We start from the raw sequence: 12127 nt of genomic DNA, 5'->3' as shown, positions 1-12127 counted from the left end.
TGGAGAGATCGCAAAATATGGCAATACCATTTTCCTTGACCTCCTATAGTATAGGTTCTTATGGCAAAAGGCACATCTCTATCCGGTTTCCCTGAATGGCTTCCTTCACAACGAGTGGTGGAGCAGCGCATCACCGACACGCTCCGCAAGGTCTTCGAATTGAACGGCTACATCGGTATTGAGACCAGGGCCGTGGAAGAGGGATCCAGCCTGCTCAAGAAGGGGGAGACCAGCAAGGAGATCTACCTGCTTTCCCGTCTTCAGGACCTGGGGCAGGAAAAGGATGTGCCGGTGGAGCGCCGTCTGGGCCTGCATTTTGACTTGACCGTGCCGCTGAGCCGCTACGTGGTGGAGCACAGCAACGATCTGACCTTCCCCTTCAAGCGCTGGCAGATCCAGAAGGTCTGGCGTGGGGAGCGCCCCCAGGAGGGACGGTTCAGGGAGTTCGTCCAGGCCGATATAGATGTGATCGGCAACGGGGAACTGCCCGACCACTACGAGGTCGAGGTTCCACTGGTCATGCTGAGCGCCCTGGAGGAGCTGCGGGCCTTCGGCCTGCCCAAGCCCACCGTGCACGCCAACAACCGCAAGCTTTCCGAGGGGTTCTACCGGGGTCTGGGCCTGGAGGATGTCGAGGGCGTTCTGCGCGAGATCGACAAGCTGGACAAGATCGGTCCCGATGAGGTGGCCAACCTGCTGGTCAGCGAGTGCGGCGCCAATGAGGACCAGGCCAGGGCCTGCCTGGATCTGGCTGAGCTGACCGCCGACGATGGCCAGCAGCTGCGCCAGCGCTTCGACGCCCTGGTCGACAAGGTTGGCATCGATAAGGAGTCTTCTTCATATGCCCTGGCCATCGAGGGGCTGGAGACGCTGGCCATGATCATCGACGAGGCCGCCCGCATCCGGCCCGGCTCGGTCATCGCCGACCTGAAGATCGCCCGCGGGCTGGACTACTACACCGGCTCAGTCTACGAGACCTTCCTGGAGGGGGCGCAGTCCCTGGGGTCCATCTGTTCCGGCGGCCGTTACGACAACCTGGCCAGCCAGGGCAACCGCACCTACCCGGGTGTGGGGCTGTCCATCGGGCTTTCACGCCTGCTCTCCTACCTGCTGGCCCAAGGGGTCCAGGCCTCAAGGGTCTCCCCGGCTGCGGTCATGGTCGCTGTCTGGGACGAGGAGGACCGTACCGCCAGCAACCACATCGCCCAGGACCTGCGTGACAGGGGGATCGCCGCTGACGTGGCTCCCACCGCGGCCAAGATCGGCAAGCAGATCCGCTATGCCGACCACCTGGGCATCCCCTATGTCTGGTTCCCCGCCAAGGAGGGCCAGCAGGAGGGCGACCAGGTCAAGAACATCATCACCGGCGAACAGATTCCGGCTGACCTGGTGTCGTGGACGCCGGATAGCCTGTATGCCCGGCAGAGTGTGGAATATCAGGCCTGACGCAGGGGCAGGCCGAGCATTATGGAGGTACAGGAAAGCATGGGCCAGTCGGCTTACAGAACGAGCTACGCCACGGATGTCACGCAGGATATGGTCGGTCGCCAGGTGACGGTGGCCGGGTGGGTGGATCGCCGCCGGGATCACGGAGGCGTGGCCTTCATCGACCTGCGTGACCGTTCCGGTCTGGTGCAGATCGTCATCTACGACGAGGAAGAGGCCCGGCCCCTGCGCAGCGAGTACGTGATCCAGGTCACCGGCAAGGTCCGCGAACGTCCCGAGGGCAACGACAACGAGCATCTGTCCACCGGGCACATCGAGATCGTGGCCGACAAGATCGAGGTTCTGTCCAAGTCGGCCGCCCTGCCCTTCCAGGTGTCCACAGCCCTGGAGAACGAGGCCGAGAACAAGCTGCCCGGCGAGGATGTGCGGCTGCGCTACCGTTATCTGGACCTGCGCCGCCCCTCCATGCAGCGCAACATCCGTCTGAGGGCCGCCATGAACCGTGCCGCCCGTGCTGCCTTGGACAAGATGGACTTCTGCGAGATCGAGACGCCGACCCTGATCAAGTCCACCCCCGAGGGTGCCCGCGACTTCCTGGTGCCGGCCCGTCTGGTGCCCGGATCCTGGTACGCCCTGCCGCAGTCTCCACAGCTGCTCAAGCAGCTGCTGATGGTGGGCGGCTTCGAGCGTTACTACCAGATCGCCCGCTGCTACCGCGACGAGGACTTCCGTGCCGACAGGCAGCCCGAGTTCACCCAGCTGGACATCGAGATGAGCTTCGCCTCCCAGGAGGACGTCATGGCCATGGCCGAGCAGGTCATCGCCGAGGTCTGGAAGGCTGCAGGATTCGAGGTCACCCTGCCCATTCCCAGGATCAGCTGGCAGGAGGCCATGGACAAGTACGGCTCCGACAAGCCTGACCTGCGCTTCGGCAACCCCATCGTCGAGCTGACCGAGTACTTCAAGGACACGCCCTTCCGGGTCTTCCAGGCCCCCTATGTGGGTGCCGTGGTCTACCAGGGCGCGGCCAACCTGCCCCGCAGGCAGTTCGATGCCTGGCAGGAGTGGGCCCGCCAGCGGGGTGCCAAGGGTCTGGCCTATGTCCAGTTCACCGGCGATGGCACCCTCAAGGGTCCCGTGGCCAAGAACCTGTCTGATGCCGAGCGCCAGGGCCTCAAGGAGGCTGTGGGCGCCTCGGACGGGGATGCCGTCTTCTTTGCAGCCGGACCCCGCGAGGCCTCGCAGACCCTGCTGGGTGCGGCCCGTGTGGAGATCGCCCGCCGCCAGGGGCTGCTCAAGCCCGACGAGTTCGCCCTGACCTGGGTGGTGGACTTCCCGCTCTTCAAGCCCACCGACGACCCGGATGACGACGATGTGGCCGTGGGCCATTCCAAGTGGACCTCCATGCACCACCCCTTCACCATGCCCTCGGCCGACTGGATCGACCGTTTCGACGAGGATCCCGAGCACGCCATGAGCGACTCCTACGATATCGTCTGCAACGGCGAGGAGATGGGCGGCGGCTCGGTGCGTATCCACCGTGACGACATCCAGGACCGGATCTTCAAGGTGCTGGGCATCGGTCCCGAGGAGGCCCAGGAGAAGTTCGGCTTCCTGCTGGATGCCTTCAAGTACGGCGCTCCGCCCCACGCGGGCATCGCCTTCGGCTGGGACAGGACCGCACAGATCCTGACGGGGGCGGATTCCATCCGCGATGTCATCGCCTTCCCCAAGTCCGGCGGCGGCCAGGATCCCATGACCGGGGCTCCGGCCCCCATCTCCGACCAGCAACGCGCCGAGACCGGCGTGGACTGGGAGCCGGATGAGGAGGATGCCGACTGAGCGCATCCCGCCGCTGATCGGCGAGAGTCTTCAAAGGGCTGGAATCCTGCGGGGTTCCGGCCCTTATTGTGTATGCCTTGTTACGCGCTGCGGACCGATCGGGCCGGGCTTTGCCCTTGCCTCGGCTTTACGGAAGAACCGTTTCTATGGCCGTTCTGCAACAAAGGATGAGTAAACTGCCCAATATGAGCGAAACAACCAAACATCCGTCGGAGCGGATTCTACCGGAGAAGCCGGCCTCGGATCGCCCCGTCAAGGACAAGTCCGGGCCGCTGGTCGAGCTGGCCCACGTCGAGAAGCATTTTGGCAGCCTGCACGTCCTCAAGGACATCAACCTGCAGGTCGACACCGGCGAGGTGCTGGTGGTGGTCGGGCCCTCAGGCTCCGGCAAGTCCACCATGTGCCGGACCATCAACCGCCTGGAGTCCATCGACTCCGGCGTCATCAGGATCGAGGGGGAGCCCCTGCCCCAGGAGGGACGCGACCTGGCTCGGCTCAGGGCCGAGGTGGGCATGGTCTTCCAGTCCTTCAACCTGTTCGCCAACAAGACCATCCTGGAGAACATGACCCTGGCGCCCATCAAGGTGCGCCACATGCCCAAGAAGGATGCGGAGGACCTGGCCATGGACCTCTTGGCCCGGGTGGGCGTGGAATCCCAAGCCTCCAAGATGCCCTCCCAGCTCTCCGGCGGGCAGCAGCAGCGTGTGGCCATCGCCCGCGCCCTGGCCATGCAGCCCAAGATCATGCTCTTCGACGAGCCCACATCAGCCTTGGACCCGGAGATGGTCAACGAGGTGCTGGATGTCATGATCCAGCTGGCCCAGGAGGGCATGACCATGATCTGCGTGACCCATGAGATGGGCTTTGCCCGTCAGGCGGCCGACCATATCGTCTTCATGGCCGATGGGCGGATCCTGGAAAAGGATGACCCCGACGACTTCTTCGACCACCCCAAGACCCAGCGGGCCGCCGACTTCCTGTCCAAGATTCTGACCCACTGAAGCAGGAGGGAAGCATATCCGCATGAATGCAAGCATGCATGGCATGGGCCGGCCGCTGAAACGGCTGGCCAGGAATCTGACCGCGATCCTGTGCGCACTGGGTTGCCTGGTCTCCCTGGCGGCCTGCGGCTCCGACAAGGAGGCAGGCAAGATCCGGGTGGGCATCAAGTTCGACCAGCCCGGTCTGGGCTTCAAGAAGGCCGGGACCTATGTGGGCTTCGACGTGGACGTGGCCACCTACATCGCCGACAAGCTGGGCTACAGCGCCGACGACATCGTCTGGAAGGAGGCCCCCTCCAAGCAGCGGGAGGCCATGCTCCAGAACGGCGACGTGGACATGATCCTGGCCTCATACTCCATAACGGATGAGCGCAAGCGGGCCGTCTCCTTCGCCGGACCCTACATCGTGGCCGGCCAGGACCTGCTGGTGCGCAAGGAGGACCACCATATCCGCGGCCCCGAGGACCTCAACGGCAAGCGTCTGTGCTCAGTGACCGGATCCACCTCGGCCGTCACCGTCAAGAAAAAGTTTGCCAAGGAGGTCCAGCTGATGGAGCAGCCCGGCTACGCCGAATGCGCCACCGCCCTCTTCTCCGGCATCGTCGATGCGGTCACCACCGACGACATCATCCTGGCCGGCCTGGCCTCCGCCTCCCGGGGAAGACTGCGGCTGGTGGGCAAGCCCTTCACCCAGGAGTACTACGGCGTGGGCATCAAGAAGGGCAATACCAAGCTGGCCCACAAAATCAACGCGGCCCTGACCGACATGGAGGCCAACGGCTCCTGGCAGCGGGCGCTGGAGAACAACACCCGGGGCACCCACTACAAACCCGACCCGCGGTTCAATCCGCCCAAGCCAAAGGAAGGAGAGTGAGATGTCAACCATCATCCAACTGTTTTCCGACTACGACATCCCGGCGGCCTTCTGGGTCAACATCCAGCTGACCCTCTGGTCGGCCCTCTTTTCGCTGATTCTGGGCATCATCCTGGTGATCATGCGCATCTCGCCCATCTCCTCCCTGCGGGCCGTCGGCCGAGGGTATGTGGAGTTTTTCCAGAACATGCCACTGACCATCATCATGGTCTTCATGGTCCTGGGGGCCTTCGCCCAGCTGAAGATCAGCTTCTCGCCGGAATTCTCCGTCAACTTCTTCTGGCTGGCGGTGACGGGCCTGTCCCTGTATACGGCGGCCTTCGTCTGCGAGTCCCTGCGCTCGGGCATCAACACGGTGCCCCTGGGTCAGGCCGAGGCGGCCCGTGCCTTGGGGCTGAGCTTCTTCCAGTCGGCCTCGCAGATCATTCTGCCCCAGGCCTTCCACGGGTCGGTGGCGCCCCTGGGCAACACCTTCATCGCCCTGCTGAAGAACTCCACCGTGGCTGCAGCCGCTTCCGTGGCTTCCGAGAGCTCCTCCCTGATGAGCGAGATGATCGAGTTCCACGCCAACGCCATTGTGGCCATCTTCCTGATCTTCGCCCTGGGATACGTGATCCTGGTTCTGCCTATCGGGGCGCTGACCACGTACCTGTCCAACAAGCTGGCAGTAAGGAGGTGAGCGGCCATGGCACAGGACAATGAGAGCTCGCTGCTCTTCGATCAGCCCGGTCCCAAGGGCCGGCGCACCATACGAATCGTCAACTGGATAGCCGCCGTCATCTTCGCCATCGTGGTCATCCTGGTGCTGATGAGGCTGCACAACCCTCCGGACGGCGAGAACCAGCTGAGCTGGGAGCTCTGGCGCCCGGCTCTGGACTACGAAGCCTGGTCCGACTTCTACCTGCCCGGGCTCTGGCTGACCATCAAGGCCTCGGTTGTGGCAGTGATAGGCTCGGTCATCTTTGGATTCGTCTTCGGCATCGGCCGTCTGCTGCCCAACGGGCTGGTAAGGGCAGTCTCGGGCGTCATAGTGGAGTTCTGCCGGGCCGTCCCGGTGCTGATGATGATGATCTTCTTCTGGCGCTGGTTCGCCTTTGCCGGAGTCAGCCAGGCCTCCTACTGGGCCGTCGTGCTGGGTCTGATCCTCTACAACGGCTCCGTGGTGGCTGAGCTGATCCGTTCGGGCGTGGGCAACCTGCCCAACGGCCAGCGCGAGGCCTCCCTGGCCCTGGGGCTGACCAGGACCCAGTCGCTGATGCAGATCGAGGTTCCCCAGGCCGTCTACGCCATGCTGCCGGCGGCTGTTACCCAGCTGGTCGTGGTCCTCAAGGACACGGCTCTGGGCTCCATCATCATGTACACGGATCTGCTGCAGGAGTCCCGTCGTCTGGGTTCCATGTACTTCAACATCCTGCAGACCCTGGTGGTGGCCTCGGTGGTCTACTTCTTCGTCTGCTTCCTGCTCTCCCACTTCGCCCGCTGGCTGCCCAAGAAGATGCAGGAGCGCACTGCCGCCCCCGCCGACTTCGTGGAGCCTGCCGCGCCCGTGGCCATCATGGATCCCTCCAATGTCAACCAGATAGCCGTGGCCAAGGAGGTGGACGAGGACCGGTACGGCGGCGCGCCGCTGCTGTACCATGCACATCACCGTGGATCTAACGCCTCCATCAAGCACTGGAGGAAGACCCGCTACATCCAGGGCTATGACAGGACCCAGCCCGACACGCTGGTCGATCCGCACAAGGCGAGCCTGGAGATTCCGGACTTCCTCAAGCCTGGACGCGGCGGCCGCTCCGACGGCGATCAGAAGGACGAGGGCAAGAAGCAGGAGGGCAAAGACCAGGACTGACCGGTCCTCAGCTCACATGATTCCAAGCCAGTCTCCTGCCGGACTTGTGTGCCTGGCCGGATAGACTGGTGGACATGGTCCAAGAACATGCTGATTCCTCAACCGCCCCAACCGACCAGCCTCCCTCCTTGGGCGACCTGGTTCCCGAGGCGGGAGGTCCCCGCAACCTGACCGAGGATCAGATTTATGACCGCTTTTTCTCCTGGGTGGCTTCCCGGGGCATCACCCCCTGGCCGCACCAGGAGGAGGCCGTCCTCTCCCTGGTTTCAGGCGACCATGTGATTCTGTCGACCCCGACCGGCTCCGGTAAGTCCATGGTGGCCCTGGCCATGCACTTCATCGCTCTGTGCACCGGGCGGCGCTCCTACTACACGGCTCCCATCAAGGCCCTGGTCTCCGAGAAGTTCTTCGACCTGGTTTCGATTCTGGGCCGCGACCGGGTGGGCATGATCACCGGCGATACCCACATCAATACGGATGCTCCGGTCATTTGCTGCACGGCCGAGATCCTGGCAAACCAGGCTTTAAGGGAGGGTCGCCGTGCTGATATCGGCTGCGTGGCCATGGATGAGTTCCACTATTACGGGGATCCTGACCGTGGCTGGGCATGGCAGGTGCCCCTGCTGACCCTGCCCGATGTACAGTTTTTGCTCATGTCGGCCACCTTGGGCGACGTGGATCAGATCGCTCAGGACCTGGAGCGCAAAACCGGGGTGGGTGTTGACGTCGTCGCCGATGCCCCCCGACCGGTGCCTCTGGATTACCGATACGTGGACACCCCTCTGCCTGCGACTGTGGAGTCCCTGCTGGCCGATGGGGATTCGCCGGTCTACATCGTTCATTTCTCCCAGGATGCCGCCTTGGAGACGGCCCAGGCCCTGTCCAGCACGGGGGTCTCCGACCGGGGCCAGCGCGAGCGGATCAAGGAGGCCATGGCCGGCACTCGTTTTACCACGGCCTTTGGCAGGATTTTGCAGCGGCTGTTGCGTACCGGGGTCGGGGTCCACCATGCAGGCATGCTGCCCAGGTATCGGCGCTTGGTGGAACAGCTGGCCCAAGATGGCCTCCTGCCGGTCATTTGCGGCACAGACACTCTGGGGGTCGGTATCAACGTGCCCATCCACACCGTCCTGCTGACCGGGCTGACCAAGTTCGACGGTTACAAAATGCGCCGTCTGCGAGCCAGGGAATTCCATCAGATCGCAGGCAGGGCCGGACGCATGGGTTTCGATACCAGCGGACTGGTTGTGGCCGAGGCACCTGAATACGAGATAGAGAACGCCAGGGCTGTGGCCAAGGCGGGCAACGACCCCAAGAAGCTCAAGCGGATCAAACGCAAGAAGCCCCAGGAGGGGTTCGTCACCTGGGGCAAGGGGACCTTCGACAAGCTGATCGAGGCCCGTCCCGAGACCCTGACGCCGCACCTGAAGATCACCCACGCCATGGTCCTCAATGAGGTTGATCAGGGCGGGGATGCCAGGAGGCGGGTGGAGGACCTGATCGAGGACTCCCGCCAGACCCCGCAGCAGAAGGAGCATCTGCAGGACCGGGCCGGCGAGATTTTCCAAACCCTGACCGACACCGGGGTCATCGAGACCGAACGGAACCCGGAGGGCGGCCTGGACTACTTCACGACCGTGGATCTGCCCGAGGATTTCGCCCTGGACCAGCCCCTTTCGCCCTTTCTGTTGGCCGCCCTGGAACTGCTGGATCCCGAGGACCCCGATTACGACATGAATCTGCTCTCCATGGTTGAGGCCACTCTGGAGGATCCCCGGCAGATACTCAAGGCCCAGCACCGGCAGGCCCGCGATGCGGCCATCCAGCAGATGAAGGAGGATGGCCTGGAGTATGAGGAACGGATGGAGCGTCTGCAGGAGGTGACCTGGCCCAAGCCCCTGGAGGAGCTTCTGGGGGAGGCCTTCGACCGCTACCGTCGGGATGTTCCCTGGGCCAATGACTATGAGATCCACCCCAAGTCCGTTCTGCGCGACATGATCGAGACGGCCTCGGACTTCAACGGCTACATCGCCCGCTATGGGATATCCCGGTCGGAGGGGACCCTGCTGCGATACCTGTCCGATGCCTATCGGGCGCTCGGCAGGACGGTTCCCGAAGAGTTCATGGATGAGCGGCTGGAGGACATCCTGGCTTGGCTGGGACTGATCGTGCGCTCGGTGGACTCCAGCCTTGTGGATGAATGGGAGGCTGCAGGCAGGATTGAAAACGGAGATGTCACAAGCGGCTTGGACGCCGCCCCGCCCAAGGTGGAAAATCAGGTGGTGGCAGACCGGCGGGGGCTGACCCTGCTGGTGCGCAATGCCATGTTCCAACGGGTGGAGCTGGTGGCCGCTGACCGGCCGGAGGCCCTGGCCGATCTGGATACGGACTGGGGCTACGGCCTGCGAGCCTGGAGCGACGCACTGGATGACCTCTACGAGGACCATGAGCAGATCCTGACCGATGCCCAGGCCCGGTCATCGGACTTCTTCAGCCTGGATGACCGGGACGAGCGTCAGGGACACACCTGGCGGGCTCAGCAGATCTTCGACGATGTGGAAGGCGAACGGGACTGGGGCATCGCCGGCATCGTGGACCTGGACGCCACCCAGGAGAGCGGTCAGGTGGTCTTCAAGGAATACCGGGCGGGTCCCATCGAGGAGCTGATGGACCTATAGACCCGGATCCTTTACAGGACCTTGGAGAGGAAGGACTGCAGCCGAGGGCTCTGCGGGTGGCCGAAGATCTGTTCGGGCGTGCCCTCCTCCTCGATGATTCCAGCGTCGGTGAAGATCACCCTGGAGGAGACCTCACGGGCGAAGGCCATCTCGTGGGTGACCAGGATCATGGTCATGCCGCCCTCAGCCAGGGAGCGGATGACTTGGAGCACGTCGCCCACCATCTCCGGATCCAGGGCCGAGGTGGCCTCGTCGAAGAGCATGATATCCGGGTGCATGGCCAGTGCGCGGGCGATGGCCACACGCTGCTGCTGCCCGCCAGACAGATCCGTGGGCCGCGCGTCCGCCTTCTCCTGAAGCCCTACGGTCTCCAGCAGGTCCAGGGCCTGCTGCCGGGCATCCTCCTTGGGTGTCTTGTGCAGCATGTGGGGGGCCAGCGTGATGTTGTCGGCCACGCTCATGTTGGGGAAGAGGTTGAAGTGCTGGAAGACCATGCCCACGTGCTCGCGCAGCTTGTCGATGTTGGTCTTGGGATCGGAAATGTCGATTCCATAGACGCTGATGGTGCCCGAGGTCGGCATCTCCAGGGCATTGATGCAGCGCAGCAGGGTGGACTTGCCCGCGCCCGAGGGGCCGATGATGGAGATGACCTCGCCCGGCTTGACCTCCATGTCGATCCCCTTGAGGACCTCGGTGTCGCCGTAGCGCTTATGCAGGTCGCGGATGGATACGGCCGCCTGGGAAGTTCCCTGGTTGAGGCGACTTTGGTTCTGGCGGATGCGACGTGTCAGTCGTCCGGTGTCCATGTCCGGGTCCTCGAAGTTCATCGATGCAGCCTCCTATCGAGCATATTGGCCATCCAGGTCAGGGCGCTGATGGCGACGAAGTAGATGACGCCCACCATGAACAGGGTCTCGGTCACGCGGAAGTTGGCCGCGTAGATCTGCTGGGCCTGGTAGAGCAGCTCGCCGAAGCCGATGGCCAGCAGCAGGGAGGAGTCCTTGAGCATGATGACCAGCTGGTTGATGATGGAGGGCGTGGCGAATCTGACGGCCTGGGGCAGGATGACCCGACGCAGGGCCATGCGACGTGTCAGGCCCAGGCTGCGGGCTCCCTCCATCTGCCCGACATCCACCGACTCGATGGCACCGCGCACGATCTCCACCAGGTAGGCTCCGGAGTTCAGGGACAGGGTCAGCGCGCCGGCCAGCCAGATGCTGATGCGGTGACCGATCAGCTGGGGGACGCCCAGGTAGAAGAAGAAGGCCCAGACCAGGACGGGTGTGCCCCTGAAGACCGCCACGTAGATCCGGGCGATCCAGGACAGTATCCGATTGGGGCTGATCCGCCACAGTCCCAGGATGATGCCGATGGCCAGGGCGATGACGAAGGATATGGCCGTGATGGCCAGGGTGTTGCGCAGGCCCAGCATCAGGGAGGGGAAGGCCTGGCGGACCAGCTCGAAGAATCCTGGCCTGGAGGCTGGGGCGCTCTTGCTGGACTGGCCGCTGCCCACATAGGAATCGACCAGCTGTTTATAGCTGCCGTCGGCCTTCATCTTGGCCAGACCCTCGTTGAAGGCGGCCACGAACTCCTTGTTCTCGCCCTTGCGGACGGCCGCCCCGTAGGAGGCGCCAGGCTCCTTCTTGGTCACGGTCTTCAGCCCGTTGCCCTGGGCGATGCCGTAGGCCAGGACCGGGTAGTCGTCAATGACCGCCTGGGCATTGCCGGACTTGACCATCTCGTACATGGTGGAGGACTGGTCCACCGCCTTGACGCTAAACCCGTACTGGGCCGCACGCTGCTTGGCGAAAGCCTCGCCCTCGCTGCCGGTCTTGACGGCCACCACGCTGCCTCGCAGATCCTTGTAGCTGTGGATCTGGTCGTTGTCCTTGGCGATGGCCATCTGCACGCCGGAGTCGAAATATGGGTCGGTGAAGTCGTAGACCTGCTTGCGCTGGTCGGTGATGGTCATGCCGGCTATGACCACGTCGGCCTGCTGGGAGTTCAAGGCCTGCAGGGCGGCGTTGAAGCCCAGGGACTGGATCTGCACCGAGAAGCCCTCGATGTCGGCGATCTTGCGGATCAGATCCATGTCGATGCCGACCAGCTTGCCGGAGGAGTCGCGGAATTCGAAGGGGGCAAAGGTGGTGTCGGTGGCGACGCGGAAGGTGCGTCCGTGGACCGCCTGCGCGGCGGGTGAGTCCTGGGCCGCCTGCGCCGGCGTGGCCAGGGGGGCGACAATCAGGGCTGAGAGCCCCAGGACCAGGGCGAGCAGGCCCATGGCCCACCTGCCTGGACCGGATGTCCATCCCTGGCGAACATGCTTGGCGATCACTGGCGATTCTCCTTATTGCTCCTACTGTGCCGGTCCCGGTTGTTTCAGGGCGCAGGCCTTGCTGCCGCCCATGGGCCTACCTGAAGATGATCAGGCGGA

The 12127-nt window shown here is 63.8% G+C and carries 9 protein-coding genes; 7 read left to right on the top strand and 2 right to left on the bottom strand.

Features of this window, described 5'->3' with window-relative positions; all coding sequences use genetic code 11:
• The first annotated feature begins 60 nt into the window (after positions 1-60).
• The 7 genes from hisS (at position 61) to LPC22_RS05140 (ending at position 9690) form a co-directional block, all read left to right on the top strand.
• Complete coding sequence (hisS, locus tag LPC22_RS05170) at positions 61-1446, top strand: histidine--tRNA ligase (protein ID WP_229132928.1); 1386 nt, start codon at positions 61-63, stop codon at positions 1444-1446.
• Positions 1447-1485: 39 nt separating this feature from the next.
• Complete coding sequence (aspS, locus tag LPC22_RS05165) at positions 1486-3288, top strand: aspartate--tRNA ligase (protein ID WP_229133149.1); 1803 nt, start codon at positions 1486-1488, stop codon at positions 3286-3288.
• A gap of 185 nt (positions 3289-3473) precedes the next feature.
• On the top strand, positions 3474-4289 hold the full coding sequence (locus LPC22_RS05160) for an amino acid ABC transporter ATP-binding protein (protein ID WP_284143466.1): 816 nt from the start codon (positions 3474-3476) through the stop codon (positions 4287-4289).
• A gap of 43 nt (positions 4290-4332) precedes the next feature.
• Entirely contained in the window at positions 4333-5163 is an 831-nt protein-coding gene (locus LPC22_RS05155; RefSeq protein WP_229133148.1) for a glutamate ABC transporter substrate-binding protein, read from the top strand.
• A 1-nt stretch (position 5164) separates the two neighbouring features.
• Entirely contained in the window at positions 5165-5842 is a 678-nt protein-coding gene (locus tag LPC22_RS05150) for an amino acid ABC transporter permease (protein ID WP_229132926.1), read from the top strand.
• 6 nt (positions 5843-5848) lie between these two features.
• Positions 5849-7012 (top strand): amino acid ABC transporter permease, encoded by a 1164-nt coding sequence (locus tag LPC22_RS05145; RefSeq protein WP_229132925.1) that lies wholly within the window; start codon positions 5849-5851, stop codon positions 7010-7012.
• A gap of 74 nt (positions 7013-7086) precedes the next feature.
• A complete protein-coding gene (locus LPC22_RS05140) occupies positions 7087-9690 on the top strand; it encodes a DEAD/DEAH box helicase (protein ID WP_229132923.1) in 2604 nt (867 codons plus the stop codon).
• Between the two features lie 11 nt (positions 9691-9701).
• Here the strand turns inward: LPC22_RS05140 and LPC22_RS05135 are convergent, their stop codons facing one another.
• Both LPC22_RS05135 and LPC22_RS05130 read right to left on the bottom strand, forming a co-directional pair.
• Positions 9702-10517, bottom strand: coding sequence for an amino acid ABC transporter ATP-binding protein (locus LPC22_RS05135; protein ID WP_229132921.1), 816 nt, complete (start codon positions 10515-10517; stop codon positions 9702-9704).
• On the bottom strand, positions 10514-12028 hold the full coding sequence (locus LPC22_RS05130; RefSeq protein WP_229132919.1) for an amino acid ABC transporter substrate-binding protein/permease: 1515 nt from the start codon (positions 12026-12028) through the stop codon (positions 10514-10516). Before LPC22_RS05130 ends, LPC22_RS05135 begins: the two co-directional genes overlap by 4 nt.
• Positions 12029-12127: the final 99 nt, after the last annotated feature.

Origin of the sequence: Bifidobacterium mizhiense (genome assembly GCF_020884755.1) — a bacterium.
Classification (GTDB): Bacteria; Actinomycetota; Actinomycetes; order Actinomycetales; family Bifidobacteriaceae; genus Bombiscardovia; species Bombiscardovia mizhiensis.
Note: the sequence above shows the minus strand (reverse complement) of the source record. Positions and strands in the feature narration are given on the sequence as shown.